Below are 26,428 nucleotides of genomic sequence, written 5' to 3' on the forward strand. Positions count from 1 at the left end.
ACTCCTCACGCCAGGTCGGACGAGGAAGCGCGCAGCAGGCGCATCTGGAGATAGGTCAGTCCGCCCAGTACGACCACCAGGCACAGCGCCATCGCGGCGGCGTAGCCCATCCGGAAGTGGGTGAACGCCTCCTGGTAGATGTAGTAGTAGGCGACCCGGGTGGCATCGACGGGACCGCCCTTGGTGGTCACCGCGATGGTGTCGAAGATCTGGAACGAGCCGATCACCGAGACCACCATCACCAGGGCCAGGATGGGCCGCAGCAGCGGCAGGGTGATCTTGAAGAACATCCGGATCTCGCCCGCTCCGTCGATCGACGCGGACTCGTACAACTCCCCCGGGATCTGCAACATCCCGGCGTACAGCAGCAGGGCCACATACCCGGTGCCCGCCCAGATGTTGACCACGGACACACTGGCGAGGGCCTCGTCCGGCGAGGCGAAGAAGCCGTGCGTCTCGCCGCCGGCGGAGCCGATCACGTGGTTGACGAAGCCGAGGTTGGCGTCGAGCATCCACAGCCAGATCAGGCCGATGGTCACGTTGGGCACCAACCACGGCACCAGGAGCAGCGCGCGCACCACCACCGATCCGGTGAGGCGCACCATGATCGCGGCGAGCAGGAGCGCGACGCCGATCTGTACGCCGAGGGTGATGAAGACGAAGTACGCGGTGACCTTGAGCGCGTTCCAGAACAGCGGGTCCTTGACGACCTCGGCGTAGTTGTCCGTGCCGACGTAGTTCGGGTCGGCGAGCAGGTTCCAGTCGGTGAGCGAGATCCAGATGCCGCGCCCGGTCGGGTAGAGGTAGAACACCGCGAAGCCGATGAAGGCGGGCAGCAGGAACAGGCCGGCGGCCCGGTTCTCCTTGGCCCGTGCCCGGCCGGCGGTGCGGGTCGGGCGTTCGCCGGCCGGGCTCTTGCGCCGGGTGAGGGTCATGCTCATGAGGCCAGCCTGGGGACCAGGCGCAACGCGTTGTCCGCGTAGACCTTGCGCAGGACGTCCGGTGCCAGGTCCAGCCCGCTGATCGCCCAGCGGCCCATCAGCGGCGGGTCCTGGTTGGAGTGCGGGAAGTGCTCGTCCGCGGTCTCCAGGAAGCGGAAGTGCAGTCGGTAGACGTCCCGGTCGGGCGGGATCTCGTCGGTCCCGAACAGCACCCGGTCCGGGTGGCGCAGGATCAACTCGGTGGTCGCCCGCGGCTGCCTCCCCAACTCCGCGATCCGCGCCGCGATGTCGACGTGGAAGTTGGGGTAGCTGTCCAGCATCCGGCCCACCCATTGCAGGTTCTCCGGGTAGCAGCCCATGTGCACGCCGACGAAGGTGGTGCCCGGATGCCGCGAGACGGTGGTCTCCAGCGCGTCCACCAGCCGTTCGAAGGTCGGGAAGCGCTCGTCGGCGAACGACCAGTCGGGTCGGGCCAGGAGCAGTTCCAGTCGCTCGTTGTGTTCGTCGATGGGATCGAAGAAGGCGACCGGGTCCGCGGTGTGGATCCAGATCGGCAGGCCCACCTCGCCGGCGGTCGCCCACAGCGGGTCCAGGCGCGGGTCGTCGACCATCACCAGCGTGCCCGCGTGGTCGCGCAGGTGCAGGCCCAGGTCCTTCCAGACCTTGAGCCCGACCGCGCCCGCGTCGGCGGCCTCGCGGATGCCGGCGGCGATCCGCTCGGCGAAGCCGGGGGTGTCCAACTCGCGCCAGTCCACATGGCAGAAGGTGGCGAACCGCCCGGGGTGGGAGTGGTCGTAGCGCTCCAGGTTCTCGTCGAGTTCCTTGCCCCAGCGACCGTCGAGGTTGACCATGCCCCGGATACCCAGCTCGTCCATCATCGCGATCAGCGCGCCGACGTCGGGGACCACCCAGCCGCCGTCCTCGCTGAGCCAGCGGCCGAGGTGGATGTGCGCGTCCACGACCGGGAGCGAGGCCCGCTCGACCTCGTGCGCCCCGACGACCAGCCGCGAGCGTGGGCGGTAGCGCGCCAGCGGCAGGTCCTTCACATGAGCCGGCACGACGGTTTCGTGGGGGAAGTGCGGGATCATCTCGTCGCTCCCTGTCTGGGTGTCGCGGATCGGTGCCGCGCCCGGCCGCGCCGCACCGGGCGCCGCGCGGGGGTGAACGGGACCCGGGGTGAACCGGACCCGGGGTGGACGGAACCCGGGGTGAAGCGGCCGGGTGAACGGGCCGGAGTGAACGGGCCGGAGTGAACGGGCCGGAGTGAACGAAACGGAATGAAAGGGGCCGAGGCGAACGGGCCGGGCGCGGGACTAGTTGCGGATGCCGTCGGGCAGCGCGGCACCGTGCGCGACGATCAACTCGTCGACCAGGTCCTGGATCTGTTGCAGCGTCAGCGTCGCGGACGCGTTCGGGTCGAGCATCGCCGCGTGGTAGACGTGGTCGCGGCGGCCCTCCAGCGCGGCGCGCACGGTCAGGTCGCCGACGTTGAGGTAGGTGCGGTTGAGCGCGGCCAGTTGCGGGGGCAACGCGCCGACCCGGGTGGGTTGTACCCCGGCCTTGTCGACCAGGCAGGGCACCTCGACGAAGGCGTCACCGGGCAGGTTGGTGATCAGCCCGTCGTTGACCACGTTGGCGTGCAACACGCGCGGGGTGCCGGTCTCGGTGGAGTGGATGATCAGCGACGCCAGTTCGTTGCCCGGCTCGATCCGCACCCCCTCGCCCGCGCGCAGGCCGGCCACCAGCGCCTCGTAGGTGTCCAGGTTGTCCTGGAGCCAGTCCAGGTAGGTGCCGATCGGCAGCCGGAACCGCTCCACCTGGTCCTCGTGCGACAGGAACCAGGACAGGTACTCGGAGCCGTGCTCGCTGGACTCGGTGGGGAAGTAGCCGAATCGACGGTACATCTCCACCCGGACCCGGCGCCTCATCTCCGGGTCGGCCTCGATCACCTCGTCCAGGCGCGGGTACAGGTCCTCGCCCCGGTGCTCGAACCGCAGCACGAACGCCTGGTGGTTGACCCCCGCGGTCTTGAAGGAGATCTCCTCCGCGGGGATCCCGACCAGCCCGGCCAGCGTGGCCTCGGTGTCGCGGATGGAGTGACAGACGCCGACCACGTTCTTGAAGTCGGTCCCGTCGTGGACCGCGCGCGGGACCATCGACATCGGGTTGCTGTAGTTGATCAGCACCGCGTTCGGACACAGTTCGGCCATGTCGCGGCCGATGCCGACCATCACCGGGATGGTGCGCAGCGCGCGGAAGATGCCGCCGATGCCGAGGGTGTCTCCGATGGTCTGGCGCAGGCCGTAGCGGGCCGGGATCTCGAAGTCCAGGTGGGCGGCCTTGACCCCGCCCACCGCGATCTCGTTGATCACGTAGTCGGCGCCGGCCAGCGCCCGGCGGCGGCCCAGGTGCGCTTCGACCCGGGCCCCGACGCCGAGCGATTCGATCATCCAACGGGTCATCTGTTCCGCGGTGTTCAGCCGGTCGACGTCGATGTCGTGCAGCACGACGGTCATCTCGTCGGTCAGTTCGGGGTAGGTCAGCAGGTCGGAGAGCAGGTTCTTGGCGAACGTGATGCTGCCGGCTCCGATGAGCACGATCCTTGCCATGTTCGGGTCACCTCGCTGTGGACGTCGGGGCGGACGGGCGGTTGGTCACGGGCGGCGTCACGGGCGCAGGATCGCCTTGACCGGGTGGCTGCCGCCGCGCATCAGGTCGGTGAAGATCTCCGCGCCCGACTCCAGCGGGTAGCCGGCGGTCCAGCCCAGGTCCCAGCCGCCGACGAGTTCGGCGGCCCGGGCGAACTCGTCGTCGGTGTAGGCGAACGAGCCGAGCACCCGCTTCTCGGTACGCACCAGCACGGTCGCGTCGAAGCCCGCGCCGGCCTCGGCCAGGCCGAGCCAGATCGCCACCCCGCCCGGGCGCAGCAGCCGTACCGACTGCTCGTGGGTCTCACCGGTGCCGACAGCGTCGAAGACCACGTCGAACTCGCCGGAGAGTTCGCCGCCGACCGTGGCGCCCAACAGGGCGGCCATCCGCCGTCGTTCGGGCGAGCGGTCGGCCACCGCGATGCTCGCGGTGTCCTCGGTCAGCGCGGCCAGCACGCAGACCAGACCGATCGCGCCGGCGCCGATCACGCCGACCCGGGCGCCGGGCGCGACATCGGCCAGCCGCCAGGCGTGCACGGCGTTGGCCGCCGGTTCCACCACCGCGGCCGCCTCCCAGGACATGTCCGCGGGCAGCTTGTGCAGCGCGGAGCGCGGGACGGCGACCCGCTCGGCGAACGCGCCGGGCAGGTGCACGCCGATGATCCGCCGTTCGCGGCAGACCTGGCGCAGGTCGTTGCGGCACAGGTCGCAGGTGCCGCAGGACAGGATCGGGTTGACCGTCACCGGGACGCCGTCGTCGGTGACGCCCGCGAATTCGTGGCCCATCACCAGGGGCGGGACCCGAAAACCCGGGGTGCGCACGCCGTGCAGTTCGCTGCCGCAGATGCCCGCGCTGCGTACGTGCACCAGCACCTCGTCCTCGCCCACCTCGGGTTCGGCGACGTCGTCCATCTGCACGGTCGAGGGGCCGGTGAATACGAGCGCCCTCACCGTCGTGCCCCCTGTGTCGCGCCGTTGCCGGTGCGGTTGCGGTTCACGTGCACTCTCCATCTCGCCCTGGGGCGGGCGTCGTGTCGTTCGTGGGTCGCGGCGGTGCCTGCCCGCGACGGGAGGTCAGCCTCGGTAGGGGTGCGCGGGCAGACCGCGGATCCCGGTCCGAAACGCGAACAACCGGCCGCCCAGCGGCTCCCGGTCGTCGGTCGCGGCGGTGGTCACGTAGAGCACGTCCAGGTCGGGGCCGCCGAACGCGCAGTTCGTGACCCGGCGGGCCGGGACGTACAGGGTCCGGTGCAGCCGGCCGTCGGGGGTGTACCGGCGGACCGCGCCGCCCTCCCACAGGGCGACCCATACGCCGCCCTCGGCGTCCACGGCCAGTCCGTCCGGCCAACCGGCCTCGGCGCCGATCCCGGCGAAGGGTCGGCGGTCGGAGACGGTGCCGGTCGTCGGGTCGAAGTCGCAGACGTCGATCCGCCGGGTTCCGGTGTCCACGTAGTAGAGCAGTCGTCCGTCCGGGCTCCAGGCGATCCCGTTGGAGTTGGTCACATCGGCGAACACCCGTACCGGGTCCGGCCGGTGGTCGGCGTCGGCGCTCGGGTCGAGTCGGTAGAGGGCGCCCGCGCCGGGGGTGTCGTCCTCGGCCTTGGTGCCGGCGAAGAACCGGCCCGCCTCGTCGCAGGCCCCGTCGTTCATCCGGTTGCCCGGCCGGTCGGCCTCCACCTCGGCGATCACGCGCACCGTGCCGTCCGGGTCGAGTACGGCGAACCCCTCGCGCACCGCGAGGCCGTAGCCGCCGGCCGCGCGCGGGACCACCGCGCTCACCGGCGTGCCGACGTCGTACCAGCCGTGCAGGTCGGTGTCGGGCGCCAGGTGGTGGACCCGGCCCGCCGGGATGTCCACCCACAGGAGGCGGCCGGTGTGCGGGTCCCAGCACGGGCTCTCGCCCAGCAACGCGGCCGGCGGCGACAGCAGGGTCGGCCCCGCCCCCGCGCCGGGGACGGAACCGCCGACGATCACCGGCGGCCCGGCGCCGCGTCGGCGTCGACGACCGGGTTGACCAGCACCCCGATGCCCTCGACCTCGGTCTCCAGCACGTCGCCCGGCACCAGCCGGCGCGGCGGGTCCATGAACGCGCCGCAGCCCCACGGGGTTCCGGTGAGTACCAGGTCGCCGGGTTCGAGGGTGAAGGCCCGCGAGCAGTAGGACAACAACTCGGCGATGCCGAAGACCATCTCGGCGGTCGAGGAGTCCTGCACGGTCTCGCCGTTGACCCGGGTGCGCAACACCAGCGCCTGCGGATCGGCGATCTCGTCGGGGGTGACCAGAACCGGCCCGAGCGGGCAGAAGGTGTCCAGGCTCTTGCCGCGCACCCATTGGCCGTCGGCGAACTGGAGGTCGCGGGCCGAGACGTCGTTGGCGACGGTGTAGCCGGCGATGGCGGCCATCGCCTCGTCCTTGTCCGCGTGCCGCAGCGTGCGGCCGATCACCACACCCAGCTCGACCTCCCAGTCGACGTTCCCGGTCAGTTCGGGGTCGATCACGATCGCCTCCCCGGTGCCGATCACGCTGGACGCGAACTTGGCGAACACCAGCGGGCTCTCCGGCGGTCGCACCCCGGCCTCGCGGATGTGGTCCAGGTAGTTCAGCCCGATCGCGACGATCTTCCCGGGCCGCAGCGGGGCCAGTCGCCGGCCGGCCTCGATCTCTTTTGTCGCGCCGAGCGCCGCGTCGCGCAGTGCCTCGGGACCGGCCGCGACCAGCGCGCCGAGCGTGCCGTCGCCGGGTCCGTCGAGTCGGTACAACCCGCCGTCCCGCTCGACGACGGCCACCGGCCGACCCTCGTACTCGACTGTCGCCAGTCTCATTTCCACTCCCCGCGATTCAGCGTTCCGTCTAGCGGAACGCAATTCCAAGTGGCGTGGTGAGTAAAACAACGGGCCGACGAAGATGTCAAGAGACCCCCGAGCCGGCAACTCTCCGGTTCGGGGGCCTCGGGTAATTCGCTTACTGTGCAACCAAGTTGGATAACACTGCGTGTCACTTCCGGGCACTTCGAATCGCCCGGGCCGAACATTCGCAGCCCGTCCGGCGGTCGAGGACGCCGGACCGCAGACCGGCCTAGCCCGCGGCGCCGGCCCATTCCGCCACGCGCGAGCGAAGCGCCTCGGCCAGCTCGGCCATCCGCGCCGAGGTCATCCGCGACTTCAGCCCGGTCACGCTGATCGCGGCCGCCGGCGCCGACCGCCCCAGGAACAGCGGCACCGCCACGCACCGCAGGCCCAGTTCGTTCTCCTCCAGGTCGGTCGCGTACCCGCGGCCGCGCACCTCCTCCAGTTCGGCGGCCAGCTTGGGCACCGAGGTGAGCGTGTGCCGGGTCGCCGCGCGCAGCGGCAGCCGCGGCGTCGCCCAGGCCCGCAGCGCCTCGTCGGTCGGGTACGTCCAGGCCAGCAACGCCTTGCCGACTCCCGTACTGTGCGCGGGATTTCGGCCGCCGATCACGGACGAGAGCTTGATCGCGCCGGACGCCTCGACCTTGTCCAGATAGACCACCTCACCGGCGTCCAGGATGGCCACGTGCACCGTCTCGTCCATCAGTCGGCGCAGGTCCGCCAGCAGCGGATGCACCATCGAGCGCAGGTCTATGTCGTCGTGGAAGCGGAACGCGGTCGCCAGCAACTGGCTCCCGATGAAGTACGGGCCGTTGACCTCGGGCTGGGAGGCGAAGCCCCGGTACTTGAGCGCGCCGAGCAGGCGGTGCAGCGTGCTCTTGGGCACGTCCAGATCCCCCGCGAGTTCCTCCAACGTGATGCCTCGGGGCATTTCCCCCATACGCATCAGGATCCGCAGTGCTCGATCCACGCTGATCACGGGCGAATCGCTGTTGCCGGTCAAGGTCCCCCCTAGGGACGAGGCGATAATGGGATGGCGTTCCGTCTAGTGGAATGATAGACCGTACCGCGTAACGCTGATACCGTCCCGGCTCATCGGAGCCCACGGAGGAGAAGCGATGCGCGGACTCGTCGGCAAGCGGGTACTGGTCAGCGGCGGCAGCAGCGGGATCGGCCTCGCGGCCGCCCGGCGCTTCCTCGACGAGGGATGTCGCGTCTTCGTCAGCGGCCTGGACCCCGCCGAGGTCCAGGCGGCCGTCACCGCGCTTCGCCCGTACGGCGACATCACCGGTCAGGCCTTCGACGTCAGCCACGAGCCGGACGTGGCCGCCCTGGTCGCCGCCGCCGTCGACTCCCTCGGCGGCATCGACGTGCTCGCGAACAACGCCGGCATCGCGTGGCGCGAACCCTTCCTGGAGATCACCCCCGAGCACTTCGACCGCATGCTCGCGGTCAACCTGCGCGGCATGTTCCTGGTCGCCCAGGCGGTGGGCCGGCACATGGTCGACCGCGGCGGCGGGGTGATCGTCAACATGTCGTCCACGAACGGGATCGCGGGCGAGGAGGACTACGCGCACTACAACGCCTCCAAGGGAGGTGTCCTCCTGCTCGGCAAGACCATGGCGGTGGAACTGGGTCGGCACGGGATCCGGGTGAACACGCTGTGCCCGGGATACATCCGTACACCACTGAACGCCTCGATCGCCGGCGCGATGAGCGACGACGACTTCGAGAGCGACTACATCGCGAACCGGATCCCGCTGGGACGAGCGGGCCTGGCCGAGGAGGTCGCCGCCGCGTACGCGTTCCTCGCCTCCGACGACGCGGCCTTCGTGCACGGCGCGGAACTGGTCGTCGACGGCGGCCAACTCGCGGTCATGTGAGCGGAGTAGGCCCCGCCCGCCGGCCCGCCCACTCGCCCGACCACCTGCCGGATCCACCCGCCGCACGCGAGGGAGAGCACGTCGTATGCCCCTGCCCACGGACCTGATCGATCGCCTGGGCGCGATCGTCGGCGCCGAACACGTCCGGCACGCCGCCGGTGATCTCGTGCCCTACGCGCGCGACGCCACGCCGCTGTTCGACCGGCTCCCGGACGCCGTGGTCTTCCCCGCCGGCACCGCCGAGGTGGCCGCCGTACTGCGCCTGGCGACCGAACACCGCATCCCGGTCGTCCCCCGGGGCGCGGGCTCCAACCTGTGCGCGGCCACCGTCGCCCTGGACGGCGGCATCGTCCTGGTCACCACCCGGATGAACCGGATCCGCGAGATCAGCCCCGCCGAACTGCTCGCCGTGGTCGAACCCGGCGTCACCACCGCCGCGCTGGCGAGCGCGGTCGCCGAGCACGCCCTGCTGTTCCCGCCCGACCCGGGCAGCCGCACGGTCTCCACCGTCGGCGGCAACGTGGCCACCTGCGCGGGCGGGCTGCGCGGGCTCAAGTACGGGGTGACCCGCAACTACGTGCTGGGCCTGCAGGCGGTACTGCCCACCGGCGAGGTGATCCGCACCGGCGGCCGGCTCTGGAAGGACGTGGCCGGCTACGACCTGACCCGGCTGCTCACCGGCTCGGAGGGCACCCTCGCGGTGATCACCGAGATCACCATGGCACTGCTGCCCGCGCCCGCCGACACGGGCACCGGCATCGCCTACTTCCCCGACCTGGCACACGCGGGCCGCGCGGTCGCCGACATCCTCTCCGCCGGCATCGTCCCGGCGACCCTGGAATTCCTGGACCGGCGCTGCATCGGCGCGGTCGAGGACTTCGCCCACCTGGGCCTGCGCCGGGACGCGGGCGCCCTGCTGCTGTTCGGCGACGACGGCGCGCCGGACGCGGTACGCCGCGACCTGGCCCGGATGGCCGACCTGTGCGACCGGGCCGGCGCCACCGAGTGGACCCTGGCCGAGGACGTGGCCGGTGCCGAGGCGCTGCTCACCGCGCGCCGCTGCTCACTGCCCGCGTTGTCCCGGCTCGGCTCGCTCACCATCCTGGAGGACGCCACCGTGCCCCGTCCCCGGATCGCCGAGATGGTCGACCGGATCGACGCCATCGCGGACCGGCACACGGTCACCATCGCCACCTTCGGCCACGCCGGCGACGGCAACCTGCACCCGACCTGCGTGGTGGCCGACCCGAACGACACCGAGTCGATCGAACGCGCCCACGCCGCCTTCGACGACATCTTCCGCACCGCGATCGAACTGGGCGGCACGATCACCGGCGAACACGGCGTCGGGGCGGCCAAGTTGCCCCATCTGCGGGCCCAACTGGGCGATGCCCAGACGGATCTGCTGCGCCGGATCAAGACCGCCTTCGATCCCGCCCACATCCTCAACCCCGGAAAGCTCGGCTCATGACCGGTGTGTTCGATCCCGAGGAACTCTCCCGCTGCATCTCCTGCGGCTTCTGCCTGCCCGCGTGCCCGACCTACACCGAGACCGGCGACGAGGCGTCCTCGCCGCGCGGCCGGATCAATCTGATGCGGGCGCTGGAGACCGGTCGGCTCGACGCCGACGACCCGACTCTGCTCGAACAGTCCTCGGCCTGTCTGGGCTGCCGGGCCTGCGAACCGGTCTGCCCGGCGGGCGTGCCGTACGGCTCCCTGCTCGAACAGTGGCGCGAACACCAGTGGCGCGGCCGGCGTCGGCCACCGTTGGCCCGGCTGCTGACCGTCGTGGTGAGCATGCCGCCGGTGGTACGGGCGATGGGATGGGGACGGTTCGTACTGCCGTCGGGCCGAGGGCACCGACGATCGCAGCCGACGACGCCGGCCCCCACGGTGCGGACCGACGCGCGGGCTCCCGGTGTCGAGGTCGGCCGGCGCACGAGCACCGGCGCCGGCGCCTCGCTCATGCTCGGCTGCTTCGAGCGGGCCCTGTTCCCGAAGGTGGCCCGCGCCGCGCGCACCCTGCTGCCCGGTCTCGCGGTACCCGACGACCAGGGCTGCTGCGGTGCGCTGCACGCGCACAACGGCGAGCTGCACAAGGGCCGCGCACTCGCCCGCCGGCTGGGCGAACGGCTGCCCGGCCGGATCGTCACCACCTCCGGTGGCTGCGCCGCGCACCTGGCCGACGTACTCGGCCGGGACCGGGTCACCGAACTCTCCGAGGCGATCGACCCGGCCACGCTCACCGAGGGCGGGCCGCCCGGGCGCCGGATCAAGGTCACCCTCCAGGACTCCTGCCACCTGCGCAACGGCCTGGGCGTCTGGCGGGAACCGCGCGAACTCCTGTCTCGGGTCGCGGACTTCGTGGAAACCCCGGGCGCCGCCGAATGTTGCGGCGCGGCCGGCACGTACGCGCTGCTGCGACCGGCCGAGTCCCGCCGGATCCTGGACCGCAAGCTCGCCGCGATCGAGGCGAGCGGCGCCGACGTCGTCGTCGCGGTCAATCCCGGCTGCCTGCGCCAACTCCGCACCGGCCTGCGCCGCCGCGGGTCGCGGGTGCGCGCGGTCCATCTCGCCGAGTTCCTCACCGAGTTCCGCGTCGACGACGGGGGCGCGGGACCGGGCTGAGTTCGAGAGACGCAGGGCCCGGGGCGAGTTCGGCGCATGCGACTCCACACGGGGGGAGCCGCGTGCGCCGTGCCCGGCCCGGGCCCGGCCCCGCTCGGCAGGCGCGGGAGACACCCGAGCGCGGCGCGGTCGGGTCGTCGATCGGCCGCCGCCGCGGGCCCCGCGCCGAGTCGAACTCGAAACCCTCGCGCACCCCGTACTCGAAGCGGGTGAGACCTCAGGTCGCGGAGGGCGTGTCCGATGCCGCGTCGGACGATGCCGTGATGCCGTCGAGGACGTAGGCCAGGCCGCTGGTGAAGGTGGCGTCCCAGTCGTCCTGGAGCATGTAGTCGTTCGCGCTGAGCGTCGGGTACCGCTCGCTCAGGTCGTGCAGTTGCCGCTGGGCGGCCTCGCGGTCCTCGACGGACAACGCGAAGCCGGCTCGGGCCACCGTCGCGCCCATGAGGTGGTTGTACAGCGCCCAGGTCGCCGAGTTCAGCCGGCGGCCGGTGAAGCCTGCTCGGACCAGGGCCGCCTGGAGGAACTCCATGCGGGCGAGCAGGTTCGGGCCCAGGGTCGGTCGCTGCAGGAGCGCGGCCGACCACGGATGCCGCAACATCGTCGCCCGCCAGTCCAGGAGCAGCGCGACGATGTCGGCCCGCCACGCGTCGGGTTCCGGCGACGCGGGCGGTATCGGTGTCTCGGCGAAGATGGCGTCGAGCGCGAGGTCGACCACGTCGATCTTGGTGTCGACGTGCCAGTAGAGCGTGGTCACGCCCGACCCCAGCCGCTCGGCCAGGCGTCGCATGGTCAGTCCCTCGATGCCCTCCGCGTCCAGGAGGGCCACCGCCTCCGCGACGATGCGCCCCCGGGTCAACGGGGGTTCCTCCCGCAACGCCCGGGATTCGCGCAGCCAGACGCTTCTCGCGCCTCCCCCGGCCTGGTCCTTGGCGTTGCCCTGCTTGCCCTGCTTGCCCTTGATGGCCCCGACCTCCTTGCTCTTTCCGTGTCCGCGAGCCTAGTATCCGAGCCTTGTCGAACGTTGTACCAGTACTCGTACGTTGTTCTAGAGAAGCCCGAGGAACCCATGCACCAGCAAGAGCACGAGCGCGAACACGCGCCGGACCACGAGCGGGACCCCGCCGATCAGCCGGTCGATCGTCGGTACGAGCAGCGCTGGTGGGCCTTATCCGTGATCACGCTCGCCCAGTTGATGATCGTTTTGGACGGCACCATCGTGAACATCGCGCTGCCCTCGATGCAGCGCGACCTGGGCCTGGCGGACGCCGACAGGCAGTGGGCGATCGTCGCCTACGTGTTGGCCTTCGGCGGGTTGTTGCTGCTCGGCGGCCGGACCAGCGGGATGTTCGGACATCGGCGCGTGTTCCGCGTCACCCTGATCGGTTTCGCGGCGGCCTCCGCGCTGGGCGGCGCGGCCACCGACGCGGGCACCCTGTTCGCGGCCCGCGCGCTGCAGGGGCTGTTCGCGGCGGGCATGGCGCCCGCCGCGATGTCGCTGCTGACCCTGACCTTCACCGACCCGCGCGATCGGGGCCGGGCGTTCGGGGTGTTCGGGGCCATGGGCGCCGCCGGATCGGGGGTCGGGCTGCTCGCGGGCGGGCTGCTCACCGAGTATCTGGACTGGCGGTGGTGCCTGTGGGTCAACGTGCCCATCGCCGGACTCGCGCTGCTGGGCCTTCCGTTCGTGTACCGCGACCGGCCCTCGGCCGGTCCCGGCCGACTGGACCTGCCCGGGGCGCTGCTGAGCGTGGCCGCACCGACGGCGCTGGTCTACGGCTTCAACCGCACCGAATCGCGCGGCTGGGACGACCCGTTGGTGCTCACACTGCTGCCCGCCGGGGTGCTCCTGCTCGGCCTGTTCGTGATGGTGGAGCGGCGGGTGAGTGATCCGCTGCTGCCGATGCGGGTGCTCCGCCACCGTGTCCGCGGCGGCGTGTACCTCACCGGCGCGCTGATGCTGGCGGCGCTGTTCGGCTGCTTCCTGTTCCTGAGTTACTACGCGCAGACGGTCCTGCGCTACTCGCCCGTGCGGGCCGGACTGGTCATCATGGTGCTGGTCGGTGGTTCGCTGGTGGGTTCGATCCTGATCGCCGGCAGGCTGCTGTCCCGGGTGTCGGCCAGGGTGCTGATGGTGCCCGGACTCCTCGCCATGGCCGCCGGGCTGCTGCTCCTGTCCCGGCTGACGGCGGACAGCGCGCACGTGCTGATCGGGTACCTGGTGCCCGCACAGATCCTGATCGGACTGGGCCTGGGGGTCGTGCTCACCACGGCGACCAGCCTGGCCGCGGTGGGAGTGGGCGCCGCCGACGCCGGAACCGCCGCGGCGACCTTCAACGCCGGTCAGCAGGTGGGCGGCGCGCTCGGCACCGCGTTGTTCAACACCGTCGCCACCAGCGTCACCGCGACCTATCTGCGCACCCACGAAGGCGGGCCGGAGACGGTGACGGCGGGCACCGTGCACGGGTTCGGCGTGGCCCTGCTCGTGGCCACGGGCATCATGCTCGGCGCCGCCGTCGTGGCGGCCGTACTGATCGACACGCGCTCGACCCGGGACGCCCACTCGTCCTGAACGGCCCGGAGCGGGCGGCGCGGATCTCGCCGATCTCGGGCCGGGCCGCCCGGCCCGCCCGAAACGGCAACGAGCGGGCGGCGGGGGTGCGCCCCGCCGCCCGTCTCACCGCCGCACCGCGTCCTCGGTCAGCGGAAGACGCCGGTGTGGCCGAGCGAGTAGCGGCCCGGTTGCGGGTAGACGCACAACCCGTGCGGGCCGACGCCGACGGGCACGCGGGCGATCAGATGGCCATCGGTGGTGTCGATCGCGTAGACCTCGGAGTCGTAGCGCCCGCTGAGCCACAACACCTTGCCGTCCGCGGAGACGCCGCCCATGTCCGGGCTGCCGCCGCCGGGCAGGTGCCACTTGGCGGTCAGCGCGCCGGTGGCGAAGTCGAGTACCGAGATCGAGCCCTCGCCGCGGTTGGAGATGTACAGGCTCTTGGAATCGCGGCTGGGGTACAGGCCGTGCGCGCCCTTGCCGGTGCGCAGCCTGGTCGGCTTGCCGAAGGTGTCACCGTCGAGCACCCACAGGCCGTCGGCCATCATGTCGGCGATGTACCAGGTGCGGCCGTCCGGCGAGATCTTGACGTCCTGGGGCATCGCACCGGACATCGGGATCTTCTGTTTGGCCAGCACCTTCATCTCGGCGGTGTCGATCTTGAGCAGCTCCCCGGAGAACTCGCAGGAGACGATGAAGTACTTGCCGTCGGGCGAGAAGTCCGCGTGGTTGACCCCCGCGCAGTCGCTGGGAATGGCCTTGACCACGGCCATCGTGTGCGCGTCGCGGAAGACCACCTGGCGGTCCATCGAGGCCATCACGACCGCGTACTTCCCGTCCGGCGTGAAGTAGAGGTTGTACGGGTCCTCCACCGGAACCGGCGTGCCGACCTTGCCGGTGGCCGGGTCCAGCGGGGTCAGCGTGTCGCCCAGGTCGTTGTTCACCCACAGGGTCTTCAGGTCCCAGGAGGGCACCACGTGTTGCGGCTGGTGGCCGACCTTGATCGTCTCGATCACCTTGTAGGTGGCCGGGTCGATCACGCTGACCGTGTTCGACTCGGTGTTGGGTACGTACACCCGGGACGGGAAGTCCTTGACCACGTCCGCGAGCATGCCGGGGCGGTCGGCCGCGTACAGGTCGTTCGGATCCAGCGGCGGCGGCATGCCGGGCAGCAGGTTCGCGGTCTCCGCCACCGGTACTGCGGGAGCGGGTGCGGGGTCGACGGGGGCGATCGAGGACTTGATCGGTTCGGGTTTCGCCGCGTCGTTCGTGGCGGATCCGCACGCGGCGGACGCCACCAGGCAACAGCCCGCCAGGAACAGCGAGGTCCGGCCGGGGCGGCGGCGGGAGGGGGAAGAATGAGTGGTCATCAGGTGACGAGCTCCGACATCGTGACCGCCCGCAGTCCGCGGGTCCGTAGGCCGTCGAGGATTGCGGGCATCGCGGCTACGGTGCCCGGGTGTCCGAAGTGCAGGCTGACCACCGAGCCCGGCCGAACCTCGTTCAGCACGGTGCGGGTGACGGTGGCGGCGCCGGGATCGGTGAAGTCGAGTGAGTCCAGGTCGTAGCCCAGGCAGTGCGCGTATCCCACGCGGCGGGCCTGGGCGACGACGGTGGGGGTGCAGTCGTTGGCCTGGGAGGGCCGGAACCAGCGCCCGATCGAGCCGGTGAGCCGGTTGAGCCGGTCGGCGCAGTCGGCGATCTCGGCGTAGGTGCGATCGGCGGACATCGACGAGATGTCGCCGTGGTGCATGGTGTGGTTGCCCAGTTCGTGGCCGCCGGTCAGCACGCGGTGGGCCATCCGCGGCTGTTCGTCGAGCCAGGACCCCACCGCGAGCACGGTGCCGCGCGCCCCGGCCGCCTCCATCAGGCCCAGCAGGGAGTCGGCGATCTCCCCACTGCCCTGCCCGTGGAAGGTCAGCGCCACCTGGGGCCGATCCGGCGGACCCGAGCCGATGTGGAACGGCAGACCGGCGGGCAGCGGCGGCGGCTCCCGGAGCGCTCCGACGCCGGCGGCGGTACTCGGGGCACCGGAAACGGCGGCGGGCGGCGGGTTGTCGCCGCCGCCGGCCGCCGTGGACGCCGGAGCGGACGCGGGTGTCGACGCGCGGGGGGACCCGTCGCCGCACGCGCTCGCCGCCGCGCCGGCGGCTGCGCCCAGCGCGGCGGCCCGGGCGAGCCGGCGAAGCAGGCTTCGGCGATCCAGAGGCGTCACGCCGGCGACCTTACGGGCTGCGACCGCGTGAGCGCGGTATGCGTACGCTTGCCCACGCTGCGTGTCGCATCGTGTTCACTGTGTGTCTCCCGGCGGCTGCCGGGGACCGGGGGCGCCTGCCGATCGACCCGCGCGGGTGAACGTCCAACCTCGTGCGCCACCCCGATGGAGTAGTGCCGCGACCGTCGAAGTGCTCCCGTGTCGACCGGCACCCGGCCGCGAAGTACCCCGCGGCGACTCGGCTTTCCGCTCGCGGTATTAGGGTCCGATGATGCGGATGTATCTCTCCTCGTTCCGGTTCGGCGAACACCCCGACCGTCTGCTCGCGTTGCTCGACCCGCCGACCGGCGCCCGGATCGCGGTGATCGCCAACGCGACCGACGACCGGCCCGCCGGCGTCCGCGCCGCCGGCGTCGACCAGGAAATCGCCGGCCTCGACGCCCTGGGACTGCGCCCGAGCGAACTCGACCTGCGCACGTTCTTCGACCGTCCGCACACCGAAGTCGCCTCCGCACTGGACGACTTCGCGGCGGTGTGGGTGCGCGGCGGCAACGTGTTCGTGCTGCGCCACGCGCTCGCCCGCAGCGGCGCGGACCGCGTCCTCGTCGACCTGCTGCGCCGTGACGCGCTGGTGTACGCCGGGTACAGCGCCGGTGCGTGCGTGCTCGCACCGAGCCTGCGCGGCCTCGAACGCTGCGACGACGCGGACGCGGTGACCGCGCTGTACGGGGAACCCGCCCCCTGGGACGGGTTGGCCGTCCTCGACCATGCCGTCGTGCCGCACATCGATTCGCCCGGCCACCCGGAGGCGGAGCTGCTCGCGGCCGTCGTGGCCGACTATCGCGCCCGCGGCGTGCCGCACCGCACACTGCGCGATGGACAGGTCCTGCTGATCGACGGGGCGCGGGTCACGCTCCACTGAGCCGGGACGCGAGGCCGGCGCCCACCCGGACCTGCGCCCCGGGTACCTGTGCTCGGCCGGACCCGCGGTCCCCCGGCGTGCGCTCGGCCGGACGTGCCCTCGATCCGACGTACGCTCAATCCGCCTTGGGCGGCACCGCCTCCGCGTAGGCCCGCAGGATGGTCAGGGCCGCGATGGTGAGGCCCGGCCGGGCCTCCGCCCGAACGGTGGGCGACCACTCGGCCCAGCGCAACGGCCAACCGCCGTCTTCCTCCTGGGCCTCGACCAGCGCCCGCAGGCCGACCCGCAGTTCGGCATCGGTGAACCAGTCCCGGGCCAGGCTGTCCGGGTACGGCGCGAAGTCGTGCGGCAGGTGGTATTCGCCGACCGCGTAGCCCGGCGCGAGTCGGGCCTGTTCCGGATGGGCCGGGTCGAGCAGCACGAGCCGCTGCTCCCGGACCAGTTCGCCCAGCCGTGCGGCCTGCTGCCGGGCCCACGCTCGATCCGGTGTGCCGTCGAGGAAGGTGACGGCCGCCTCCACCTCGTACGGATGGGTGCCGGCCAGACTCTCGACGGCGGTCCGGCAGAATTCCGTCGCGCTGGGGAGCCACGGGTGCTCGACGCCGGCGCGAAGCAGCGCCCCGACGATCCAACCGGTCGGGATCAGGCCCGCGGTCGGCGGGTCCGGCACCACCAGCCACGGCGGGTGCGGATAGTCGCGCAGGCCGGCGAACGCCGGTGCCACCCCGCCCGCCGTGGTCGCCACGCCGGCGAGCCAGTCGCAGAGCCGGGCCGTCTCCGCGCCGCGCAGCGCGCCGGTCTCGGCCAGGATCGGCATCGCGGTGCGCAGCGTGGCCGGTTGCGGGAGGGGACCGCGTACATCCGGTTCCAAGCCGTACGCGAAGCCGCCGTCGGGGGTCCGGTAGGCGTCCAACGCGGCGAGCACTCCGGCCCGTTCGCCGTCCACCGCACCGTTCCCCCGCCCGGCGCCCCTGCCGTCCCTCGCCCTGCCGTCCCTCGCCCTGTCGTCCTCGGCCCTGCCGTCCTTCGTGCCGAACAGGTATGCGAAACGGCGTTGTTCCAGCACCCGTCCCGACGTCCACAGGAAACGTTCGGCCCGCTCGATCATGTCTTGGGTGATCCATTCCATGACTCGACGCTAGGCCGCCGCGCGCGCTCGGTCTTGAACGAATCGGACACCGGGCGCGCCGCGACCGGGGGCGCGCCGTCGCACCGATTGCGTGGCCGGGGCGTGTCGGGACGTCGGCCCGGCGGTGACGGTTGGTGGAATTTGCCCGCCCGGGGGTTGGCCCGCGCACCGCCGGCCGACCACGGTGGACGGGTCAGCCTCACCGATGTGTTTCGGGGGATGCTCGTGTTCGCTGGTTCTCGTACCCATGGCCTGCGCCGATCCGTGATCGGTGCCGCCGTACTCGCCGCCTCGGCCGCACTGGTCGGCCCGGTCCCGTCCGCGCGGGCCGCCGAAACGGACCGATCCGCGGGCGCGCACGGCACCTTCGGGGTGCAGCGCGACGGCCGCCCGGTGGTGGTGCCGTTCCGCACCGGGCGCGACGGCGAGGCCCTGGTGACGCTCACCGTCGCGGCGCCGGGTCTCGACTGGGGTACGCCGGGCAAGGAGTCGGCGGTGCTGCACCTGCTCGTCGACGGGCGGCCCGCCGGTGACGTGGTGGTGTTCGGCGCCACGCCCACCGAGCGCGGCTTCGCCCTCGGCGCGCTGCGCAAGGGCCGGCACAAGCTGACGCTGAGCTACGCGGCCGATCGTTCGTCGCCGGCCGGATCGGTGGTGCGGGTCTCCCGGCTGCGCACCGAGACCATCGCCACGACGGACCGCGAGCACGCCGTGGCCGCGAACGCGCCCGTGCTCTACGGCCGCGGCATCCCGGGTGTGCCCGGAGGGGCGACCGGCCCGTTCCAGAACGCGATCTCCGACACGCCGGTGCTGGCCTGGTACCAGGAGGCCCCGGCGGCGACCGCCGGGAACCGGGTGCTGACCTACACGATCGTGTGGAGCAACGAGGACGGCGGCACCTCGACGCCGGCGCTGATGGCCCGCTGGGGCCGCACCACCGACATCGAATGGGCCTACCGCGTCGAGGTGGACGGCCGGGGCAAGGCGGTGCCGGGCACCGCGTACTTCCAGTCGCCCGACCACGGCACGAAGTTGTTCGCCGGCCGCTACGAGGACGGCCACCCCCTGCTGCAGACGTGCACGCTGAACAACAACCTGTGCGACGTCGTGGACAACCCGATGCGGTTCGCCCCGGCGGCGGTCGAGCGGCTGGTCGACCCGAAGAAGACCGCGCGCGAGGAGATGGTGGACCGGCACCCGTGGGTGTACCCGGTGATGACCGACGAGGTGCGCCGCGAGGGCCGGGTCGTCGCCGACCCGCCGGGGGACACCACGACGCTGATCGCCGACCCGCGGGACTACCTGTACGCGGTGGTCCGCAAGACCACCTCGGCGCCGCCGCCCGGCGCGGCCGGCTGGGCCGGTGTCGCGCTCGGTGTGCGGATCAAGGGCGACCCGACCCTGTACCGCTCGGACCGCGGGCGGGTGGACTGGTCGCTGCAGCGCGACGATCCGGCGGCGACCACGGTGCGACTCCCGCACGGGACGCGGGCGTCGGACATCGTCGAGGTGGTGGCGATCCGAACGGTGGCCGGTGTCGACCCGGGCACCACGGTCACGGTGAACGGGGTCAATCGGGCGTTCCTGCTGGGTGAGGACGACCGACCCGGGCGGGCAGTGCCGGTCCGTCCCAAGGAGCCGGTCACGTTGACCGCGGCGGCGCCACAGGCGGTGCTGTACCGCCGATGAGCCGGTCGGCATCGGGCACCGGCCGGGCTTGATGGGGTGTTCTCAAGCCGCGGTCGGAAGTCGGGCGCCGGGCGGGCCGGAATCGGCCCCGCCCGGCGCCCGGTCCGTTCAGGGTGTGGGCACCGGCACGCGCGGCTCCGGCACGGTCGGCGGCTCGGCCGGCCCGCCCTCGGAGAGGCCGAAGCGATCGTGCAGCCGGCGCAGCGGCCCCGGCGCCCACCAGGTGGCCCGGCCGGTGAGGGCCAACACCGCCGGCGCGAGCAGGCTGCGCACCACGAACGCGTCGACCAGGACGGCCAGCGCGAGTCCGCCGCCGAGCATCATCGTGTTGGTCACCCGCGAGGTGCCGATCGCGAACATCACCACCGCCAGGACACACGCCGCGGCGGTGATGATGCCGCCGGTGCGGGCCAGTCCGGTGGCGACCGCGCCCCGGTGGTCGCCGGTGCGGTCGTGCTCCTCCTTGATCCGGGAGATCAGGAACACGCCGTAGTCCATGGACAGTCCGAACGCGATGCAGAACATCAGCACCGGCAGCGCGGTCTCGATCGACCCGGTCGGGGTGAAGTCGAGCAGGCCGGACAGGTGGCCGTCCTGGATGACCCACACCACCGCGCCGAACATCGCGGTCAGGCTCAGCGCGGCGAACACGATCGCCAGGATCGGCAGCACCACGCTGCCGGTGAGCAGGAAGACCAGGACGAACGTGGTGAGCAGGATCAGCCCGCCGGCGAGCCACAGTCGGCTGCCGATCGCGTGCTTGGCGTCGACCACCTCGGCGGTCTGTCCGCCGACCAGGGCCGGCCCCGGGGCGGGTACGGCCCGCACCTCGCGCACCAGATCCTGACCGGCGGCGGAGAGGTCCTCGACGGCGGGCACCACCGAGATGTACGCGCTGCCGGCGGCTCGTCGACCGGCCTCGGCCGGACCCGGGGGCGCGCTGCGGGTGCCGTGCTCGAAGGTGCCGGCGGGCCCGACCACGCGGGCCACACCGTCGATCGCGGACAGTCGGGCGCTGTAGTCGGCGGTGCCGTCCGGTTGCCGCGCCGCGCCCACGACGATCTCGATCGCGCCGGTGGGGCGGCCGTCCACCTGGTCCCGGATCACCTGTTGGACCTGCCGGGATTCGGCCGACTTCGGCAGTTGGCGATCGTCGCCGGTGCCGAACTGCACGCCCAGGAAGGGCAGTCCGAGCGCGACCAGGACGCCGGTGGTGAGGACGGCGACGATCGGCGCCCGGCGCATGATCGCCTGGGAGATCCGATACCAGCGGCTCTCCCGCCGCCCGAGCGGCGCGGCCGGGCGCACCGGCCGCGGCCGGCCGGCGAGTCGGCGCAGCGGCACGCGCAGGTCGCCCCGGTCCACCCGGTCGCCGAGCAGGACCAGCGCGGCGGGCAGGATCACCAGCGCGCCGAACGCGGCGAGCAGCACGACCGGGATGCCGGCGTACGCGAACGAGCGCAGGAAGTACTGCGGGAAGACGAGCATCGCGGCCAGCGAGACGGCGAGGGTGAGTGCGGAGAAGACCACGGTGCGCCCGGCGGTGTTCAGCATCACCGTCACGGCGCGGATCGGCGGGGCGCCGGCGGCGAGTTCCTCGCGGTAGCGGCGGACCACGAACAGGCCGTAGTCGACGGCCAGTCCCAGGCCCAGCACGGTGGTCAGGTTCTGCGCGAACACCGAGACGTCGGTGACCGAGGAGACCACGCGCAGCACCGCGTTGGTGCCGACCATGGCCAGGATGCCGACGCCCAGCGGCAGCAGCGCGGCGACCAGGCTGCCGAAGACCAGGATCAGGATCAGCAGCGTGATCGGCAGGGCGATCAGTTCGGCGCGGACCAGGTCGTCGGAGATGGTCTCCTGCATGTCGTGGCGCACCGCGACGCTGCCGCCGAGTTCGACCTTCAGCGCGCCGCGGGTGCCTCGGTAGTCGGCGGCCAGGCGTTCGAACGTGTCGGAGGCGGCGGTCTCCTCGCCCCGGATGTGGGCCAGGACGAGTCCGTGCCGGCCGTCGGCGGTGCGCAGGGTCGGTGCGCCGCCGTTCCAGTAGGAGACCACCCCGGCGACATCCGGTTCGGCGCCGAGGCGGTCGGTCAACTCCTTCGCCTGGAGCGCGACTTCGGGCGCGTCGAGGGGGCGGTCGGCGCCGACCAGGAGGACCAGGTTGGGGCGGCTGCCGGGGAAGTCGCGGTCGAGGGCGGTCGCGGCGCGGGCCGAGGCCGAGTTCGGGTCGACGGCGCCGCCGCCGAGCAGGTGGTCGCCGACGCCTCGGCCGAGCAGTCCGGCGCCGATCAGCAGGAACAGGGCCGTGATCAGCAGGAGCCGGGGCCGGGCCGTGGTCAGGCGGGCCAGGGCAGCGAACATCGCCGAACCCTTCCGTAGAGTCGATGGATCGTATGTGGAACATACGATACGCAAGGCCTTTCGTCTAGATGACATATGTTCGCGGGCCGCTAACATGTGGACATGACGGACCGACCCAACACCGGGCGGCCGCCGATGGGAGCACGGACCGGGTACCGGCTGGTCAAGCTGGCCGATCTCCTGTTGGCGCTCGCCGATCAGACGCTGGCCACGCTGGGCGTCAAGACCAAGCACGTGCATGTGCTGGAGACCCTGCTGACCTACGAGACGTTGTCCCAGCAGGACGTGAGCCGACTGCTCGGGATCGACCCCAACGTCCTGGTCGGCGTGCTCGACGACCTGGAGGAGCGCGGCTTCGCCGAGCGTCGGCGCAACCCGCACGACCGACGGCGGCACGTCATCCAGGTCACCGCCTCCGGACGCGAACTGGTCGCGGAGAGCACCCGGTTGCTGAGCGAGGCCGAGGACGCGTTCTTCGCCAGCGTCTCGGCCGAGGACCGGCGGATCGTGCACGACGCGTCGGGCCGGCTGCTGGCCGCGCACCGTCCCGGGTGGTCCGACGACGGGCCCGACTCGAGCTGCTGAACGGCCGCTTCCGCGCGGTGCCCGATGCGGGGCGCCCGCCGGGCGACCGCGGTCCCGCTCGGGCCGGGTTCCGTTTCGAGCCCGGGTCCGGATTCGGACGCGGGCGCGGGCGCGGGCTCGGGCACGGGCACGGGCGCGAGCTCAAATCCGCATGCGAGCCCGGGCCCGGATTCGGGCTCGCTCCGGAGTACTTCGCCGCTTCTTCGTCTCTTCTTCGCCCGACCGCCATGATCCGACTCCCCGCACATCACTTCGCGCGGGCCAGGGTGTGGGCGTCGACGGTCGATCGTCGTCGACCGGAGCGAGAAGGAGACGTCCATGTCCGGATGGAAGACCGTCACGGCCGCGATCCTGGCCGGGGCCGCCGTTGTCGCCGCCCCGGGAGTGGCCGCCGCCGCGGATCGTCACGGTGGCCACCACCGCAAGTCCTTCGACCTCCAGGCGCACCGAGGCGGTCTCGGGCTGACCGTGGAGAGCACGCTCGCGTCCTTCGCCAAGGGCTTGGACCTGGGGGTGTCCACACTCGAACTGGACGTCCAGATCACCGAGGACGGCCGGGCCGTGGTCACCCACGACCGCAAGGTCGACGGGCGCAAGTGCGCCGACACCAAGCCGGTACGCGCCGGCGACCCGGAGTTCCCCTACGTCGGGAAGTACGTCAACACGCTCAGCCTGGCGCAGGTCCGCACGCTGGACTGCGGGTCGCGGCAATTCCCCGGCTTCCCCGCGCAGACCACCTCGCCCGGCGCCCGCATGCCGCTGCTCGCCGAGGTGTTCGACCTGGTCAATCGCCGACACGCGCACGGCGTGAAGCTCAACGTGGAGACCAAGGTCGAGGCCGGCGCCCCGCAGGAGACCGCGCCGCGCGAGCAGTTCGTGCAGATCGTGGCGCGCGAGGTGCGCCGGGCCGGGCTGTTGCGCCAGGTCACCGTGCAGAGCTTCGACTGGGGCGCGCTCATGCGCATGCGGCAGGTCGAACCGCGCCTGCCGCTGGTCGCGTTGACCAACTACGATTTCCTCCAGGTCGGCAACCCCGGCGCCTCGCCCTGGCTGGGCGGCCTGGACATCGACGACTTCGGCGGCGATCCGCTGCGCGCGATCAAGTCGTTCGGCGCCGGCACGTTCTCGCCCGTGCACGGCTTCCCGCAGAACGGCAAGGTCACCGACCCGAACTACCGTCCCTACGTGACCCGCGACATGGTCGCCCGGGCGCACGCGGCGGGCATCAAGGTCGTGCCGTGGACCGTCGACGACCCGGCGACCATGGCCAAGCTGATGGACGACGGCGTGGACGGTCTGATCACCGACTACCCGGACCGGCTGCGGGAGTTGATGGCCGCACGTGGGCTGCCGCTGCCCAAGCGCTACCCGGCGCGCGGCTGATCGGCGCGCTCCGCCGGGGACTTCGGCGTCCGCAGGGGTGGGGACGCCGAAAAGGGCCGGGCCCGTCGACACTTGGTCGACGGGCCCGGCCCTGGTACGGCTACCGCGTTGTTGTGGCTATCGCGGTGTGGTTACCGCCTGATGACGCTCGGCTCAGAGGTTGACGCCGTGCGCGCGCAGGTAGGTGACCGGGTTGATGCCGCTGCCGTAGTTCGGCGTGGTGCGGATCTCGAAGTGCAGGTGCGGGCCGGTCACGTTGCCGGTCGCGCCGGAGAGGCCGATCTGCTGACCGGTGCTCACCGTGGCGCCGACGCGCACGCCGATGCTGGACAGGTGGGCGTACTGCGAGTACTTGCCGTCCGCGTGCTTGATCACGATCTCGTTGCCGTAGGCGCCGCCGTTGCCGGCCTTGACCACGGTGCCCGAGGTGATCGCCTTCACCGAGGTGCCGGTGGCGGCCACGAAGTCCTGGCCGGTGTGGCTGCCGCTGGACCACAGCTTGCCGCCGGTGCCGAACGCGGTGCCCAGGCCGCCCTTCACGGGAGCGACGTAACCGGACGCGTTGGCCGTGGTGGACTCGGCCTTGACCGAGGACTCCTTGGCCGCGACCGGGGCCTTCTCCTTGACCTCGGTCTTCGGCGCGACCTTCACGGACGCCGTGGCCTTGGTCTCGGTCTTCGGCGCCGCCGGAGCGGTCTCGGTCTTGGTGCTGCCGGACTCGGTCGAGGCCGAGGCCTTGCCGGAGAGCGAGAGCTTCTGACCGATCTGGATGACGTTCGGGTTGCCACCGATCACCGAGCGGTTGTCGGCGTACAGCTTGTACCAGCCGCCCTCGACATCCTTGGCGGCGGCGATCTTGGAGAGCGTGTCGCCCTTGACCACGGAGTACGAGGTGGTGGTCGACGCGGACTTCGTCTCGGCCGCCGGGACGACCTCGATCTTCGGGGCCGCAGTGGTCTCCGAAGCGGACTCGGCCGGCTCGGCGGCCTTCGGGGTGACCTTCACCGTGGACTTGGTGCCGGGCGAGACGGCCGGAGCGGCGCTGCCCTTGGTCAGGCCCGCCGGGCCGGAGGTGTTCGGCCAGGCGCCGGGACCCTGTACGGCGAGAACCTTCTCGGCGATGGCGATCTGCTGGTCCTTGGTGGCCAGGTCGGCACGCGGGGCGTACTGCTGACCGCCGAACTCGTTCCAGGTGCTGATGGTGAACTGCAGACCACCGTAGAAACCGTTGCCGGTGTTGATGTGCCAGTTGCCCGAGCTCTCGAGCATGGCGACCTTGTCCCAGGTGGAGACGGAGGCGGCGTTGGCGGTGGCGAGACCGGTGACCAGCGGGGCGGCGACGATCGCGCCGGCCATGCCGAGGGTCAGCGCGAGACGCGTCTTCTTGGGCATGCGGGCAGGGGTGATGAACGACTGCACGAAGATTTTTCCTTCTCCCACGCCTACGAAGTGAGCTGTCGGATTCGGGCTGGAGAGTCTCGCCCGGCCGTGTTCGGCCCTCCTGAGGAAGGGACGGGCACGGCTTCACCCCAAGCCGTCGTGATGGGCGTCCGTGTCACGGACGCCCGGGACGGCATTCCACTTGGTTCCCCCGCTCCTGCCTTTCGGGTTTCGTACCGTGGCCTCGCTCCGGCGGCAGGATTCGGCGAACCGGGAGACCATTTCGCCGAGCACCGGACCGGTGTGGCGAAGCACCAAACTACGCACACCCCCGACTCGGATCCAAACATCACGTTTCGCCGAAACCGACGAATCAGGTCGGAAGGGGGGAATAACGGGACCTAAAGTCCCGAGAAGCGTACGCATTGTGCCCGATTCGATGACGCAGCGTGGATATCCCGATTACTCCAGGCAGCAATCGCGGAAAGACGGTTCACGGTGCGTACGAACTGCTGACCATCGGTACCCGACATGTGACGTGCGCCATAGAAGCACTCGAAGATGGTCCGATATGTACCGATATCTGTCAGCCCAAAACCACAGATGCCCCGGTGGCGGCGCCCAAGAGCGCACCGGCCACGGCTTGCGCGACGGTGTGGTGACGCAGTGCCACACGCGACCAGCACACGACACCGACCGCGAGAAAACCGGTCGACCACCACGGTCCGCCCGCGACGGCGAGCAGCGCGACGATGCCGGACGCGACCGCGCAGTCGACGCTGATCTTCCACGCCGCGTTCACCACCAGCAGCACCACCGTCATGCCCCACAGCGCGAACATCGCGAACACCAGCCGGGACGGCGCGCCGGCGCCGAGCATGACCGCCGCGCCGACGCCGATCGAGGCCAGGATCACCGCGAAGACGCGCGGACGCTGCCGGCGGTCCACCACGTGACGGTCGCCCCAGGTACCGCGGCGACGCTCCCACTCGATGTACCCGGCCGGGACGATGCCCGCGCACAGTGCCGCGAACAGCCCCCACCCGGCGCCGGTCCACGACTGGGCGACGAGCGCGCCGAAGCCGGACAGCCCGGCCAGGATGGTGTTGCGCGGCTGGAGGACGTCGGTGACCACCTGGGCGGCGCCCCGGACGCGGCCCGGATCGGGAGCGTCGGCCCGCGCCGCGACCTGGGCCGACGGGCTGCGCACGACAGCGTTGTCCATCCGCGTACGGTAGCGATCGGCTCGGGGCCGCCCGCTCGC

The 26,428-nt window shown here is 71.8% G+C and carries 22 protein-coding genes and 1 riboswitch; of the genes, 8 read left to right on the forward strand and 14 right to left on the reverse strand.

All coding sequences use genetic code 11. The annotated features are described in order from the left end of the window. Positions 1–5: 5 nt before the first annotated feature. The 7 genes from ACWCPW_RS15365 to ACWCPW_RS15395 form a co-directional block, all read right to left on the reverse strand. Positions 6–941 (reverse strand): carbohydrate ABC transporter permease, encoded by a 936-nt coding sequence (locus ACWCPW_RS15365; protein WP_449762026.1) that lies wholly within the window; start codon positions 939–941, stop codon positions 6–8. Beyond that, a complete protein-coding gene (locus ACWCPW_RS15370; protein WP_449762027.1) occupies positions 938–2,029 on the reverse strand; it encodes an amidohydrolase family protein in 1,092 nt (363 codons plus the stop codon). Before ACWCPW_RS15370 ends, ACWCPW_RS15365 begins: the two co-directional genes overlap by 4 nt. A gap of 225 nt (positions 2,030–2,254) precedes the next feature. Continuing rightward, positions 2,255–3,550 carry an alpha-galactosidase gene (gene melA / locus ACWCPW_RS15375; RefSeq protein ID WP_449762028.1) on the reverse strand — a complete coding sequence of 432 codons (1,296 nt, stop codon included), beginning with the start codon at positions 3,548–3,550 and terminating at the stop codon, positions 2,255–2,257. A gap of 57 nt (positions 3,551–3,607) precedes the next feature. After that, positions 3,608–4,540, reverse strand: coding sequence for an alcohol dehydrogenase catalytic domain-containing protein (locus ACWCPW_RS15380; RefSeq protein ID WP_449762029.1), 933 nt, complete (start codon positions 4,538–4,540; stop codon positions 3,608–3,610). Positions 4,541–4,663: 123 nt separating this feature from the next. After that, the gene (locus tag ACWCPW_RS15385; protein ID WP_449762030.1) at positions 4,664–5,563 is read right to left on the reverse strand and encodes an SMP-30/gluconolactonase/LRE family protein; all 900 of its coding nucleotides are present in this window, start codon (positions 5,561–5,563) and stop codon (positions 4,664–4,666) included. Then, positions 5,560–6,411 carry a fumarylacetoacetate hydrolase family protein gene (locus ACWCPW_RS15390; RefSeq protein WP_449762031.1) on the reverse strand — a complete coding sequence of 284 codons (852 nt, stop codon included), beginning with the start codon at positions 6,409–6,411 and terminating at the stop codon, positions 5,560–5,562. Before ACWCPW_RS15390 ends, ACWCPW_RS15385 begins: the two co-directional genes overlap by 4 nt. A gap of 253 nt (positions 6,412–6,664) precedes the next feature. Further along, positions 6,665–7,438: an IclR family transcriptional regulator gene (locus tag ACWCPW_RS15395; protein ID WP_449762032.1), complete on the reverse strand. Its 774-nt coding sequence runs from the start codon at positions 7,436–7,438 to the stop codon at positions 6,665–6,667. Between the two features lie 115 nt (positions 7,439–7,553). On the opposite strand from ACWCPW_RS15395, the gene ACWCPW_RS15400 reads away from it, so the two are divergent. The 3 genes from ACWCPW_RS15400 to ACWCPW_RS15410 all read left to right on the forward strand — a co-directional run bounded on the left by ACWCPW_RS15400 (position 7,554) and on the right by ACWCPW_RS15410 (position 10,946). After that, the gene (locus ACWCPW_RS15400; protein WP_449762033.1) at positions 7,554–8,318 is read left to right on the forward strand and encodes an SDR family NAD(P)-dependent oxidoreductase; all 765 of its coding nucleotides are present in this window, start codon (positions 7,554–7,556) and stop codon (positions 8,316–8,318) included. Positions 8,319–8,403: 85 nt separating this feature from the next. Further along, entirely contained in the window at positions 8,404–9,789 is a 1,386-nt protein-coding gene (locus ACWCPW_RS15405) for an FAD-binding oxidoreductase (protein ID WP_449762034.1), read from the forward strand. Further along, the gene (locus tag ACWCPW_RS15410; protein WP_449762035.1) at positions 9,786–10,946 is read left to right on the forward strand and encodes a (Fe-S)-binding protein; all 1,161 of its coding nucleotides are present in this window, start codon (positions 9,786–9,788) and stop codon (positions 10,944–10,946) included. Before ACWCPW_RS15405 ends, ACWCPW_RS15410 begins: the two co-directional genes overlap by 4 nt. Before the next feature lie 217 nt (positions 10,947–11,163). Here the strand turns inward: ACWCPW_RS15410 and ACWCPW_RS15415 are convergent, their stop codons facing one another. Continuing rightward, positions 11,164–11,802, reverse strand: coding sequence for a TetR/AcrR family transcriptional regulator C-terminal domain-containing protein (locus ACWCPW_RS15415; protein ID WP_449762036.1), 639 nt, complete (start codon positions 11,800–11,802; stop codon positions 11,164–11,166). Positions 11,803–12,012: 210 nt separating this feature from the next. On the opposite strand from ACWCPW_RS15415, the gene ACWCPW_RS15420 reads away from it, so the two are divergent. Next, a complete protein-coding gene (locus tag ACWCPW_RS15420) occupies positions 12,013–13,515 on the forward strand; it encodes an MFS transporter (RefSeq protein WP_449762037.1) in 1,503 nt (500 codons plus the stop codon). A 128-nt stretch (positions 13,516–13,643) separates the two neighbouring features. Here ACWCPW_RS15420 and ACWCPW_RS15425 read toward each other — a convergent pair whose 3' ends face one another. Next, the gene (locus ACWCPW_RS15425; RefSeq protein WP_449762038.1) at positions 13,644–14,867 is read right to left on the reverse strand and encodes a YVTN family beta-propeller repeat protein; all 1,224 of its coding nucleotides are present in this window, start codon (positions 14,865–14,867) and stop codon (positions 13,644–13,646) included. Next, positions 14,867–15,712 (reverse strand): polysaccharide deacetylase family protein, encoded by an 846-nt coding sequence (locus ACWCPW_RS15430; protein ID WP_449762039.1) that lies wholly within the window; start codon positions 15,710–15,712, stop codon positions 14,867–14,869. The genes ACWCPW_RS15425 and ACWCPW_RS15430 overlap by 1 nt, the downstream gene beginning before the upstream one ends. 271 nt (positions 15,713–15,983) lie before the next feature. Here ACWCPW_RS15430 and ACWCPW_RS15435 point away from each other — a divergent pair, with 271 nt between their 5' ends. Then, on the forward strand, positions 15,984–16,634 hold the full coding sequence (locus ACWCPW_RS15435; protein ID WP_449762040.1) for a Type 1 glutamine amidotransferase-like domain-containing protein: 651 nt from the start codon (positions 15,984–15,986) through the stop codon (positions 16,632–16,634). Between the two features lie 115 nt (positions 16,635–16,749). Here ACWCPW_RS15435 and ACWCPW_RS15440 read toward each other — a convergent pair whose 3' ends face one another. Beyond that, positions 16,750–17,763: a hypothetical protein gene (locus ACWCPW_RS15440; RefSeq protein WP_449762041.1), complete on the reverse strand. Its 1,014-nt coding sequence runs from the start codon at positions 17,761–17,763 to the stop codon at positions 16,750–16,752. A gap of 225 nt (positions 17,764–17,988) precedes the next feature. Between ACWCPW_RS15440 and ACWCPW_RS15445 the strand changes: the two genes are divergently transcribed. After that, complete coding sequence (locus ACWCPW_RS15445; RefSeq protein WP_449762042.1) at positions 17,989–19,452, forward strand: hypothetical protein; 1,464 nt, start codon at positions 17,989–17,991, stop codon at positions 19,450–19,452. Between the two features lie 108 nt (positions 19,453–19,560). Here ACWCPW_RS15445 and ACWCPW_RS15450 read toward each other — a convergent pair whose 3' ends face one another. Beyond that, positions 19,561–21,816: an MMPL family transporter gene (locus ACWCPW_RS15450; protein ID WP_449762043.1), complete on the reverse strand. Its 2,256-nt coding sequence runs from the start codon at positions 21,814–21,816 to the stop codon at positions 19,561–19,563. A 102-nt stretch (positions 21,817–21,918) separates the two neighbouring features. Here ACWCPW_RS15450 and ACWCPW_RS15455 point away from each other — a divergent pair, with 102 nt between their 5' ends. Both ACWCPW_RS15455 and ACWCPW_RS15460 read left to right on the forward strand, forming a co-directional pair. Next, entirely contained in the window at positions 21,919–22,401 is a 483-nt protein-coding gene (locus ACWCPW_RS15455) for a MarR family winged helix-turn-helix transcriptional regulator (RefSeq protein WP_449762044.1), read from the forward strand. A gap of 318 nt (positions 22,402–22,719) precedes the next feature. Continuing rightward, entirely contained in the window at positions 22,720–23,784 is a 1,065-nt protein-coding gene (locus tag ACWCPW_RS15460; RefSeq protein WP_449762045.1) for a glycerophosphodiester phosphodiesterase family protein, read from the forward strand. A gap of 153 nt (positions 23,785–23,937) precedes the next feature. Here ACWCPW_RS15460 and ACWCPW_RS15465 read toward each other — a convergent pair whose 3' ends face one another. After that, on the reverse strand, positions 23,938–25,176 hold the full coding sequence (locus ACWCPW_RS15465; RefSeq protein WP_449762199.1) for a transglycosylase family protein: 1,239 nt from the start codon (positions 25,174–25,176) through the stop codon (positions 23,938–23,940). A 32-nt stretch (positions 25,177–25,208) separates the two neighbouring features. Then, positions 25,209–25,404, reverse strand: a riboswitch (cyclic di-AMP (ydaO/yuaA leader). Positions 25,405–25,750: 346 nt separating this feature from the next. Beyond that, a complete protein-coding gene (locus ACWCPW_RS15470; RefSeq protein ID WP_449762046.1) occupies positions 25,751–26,389 on the reverse strand; it encodes a hypothetical protein in 639 nt (212 codons plus the stop codon). Positions 26,390–26,428: the final 39 nt, after the last annotated feature.

The sequence above is a fragment of the Embleya sp. NPDC001921 genome, assembly GCF_053594475.1.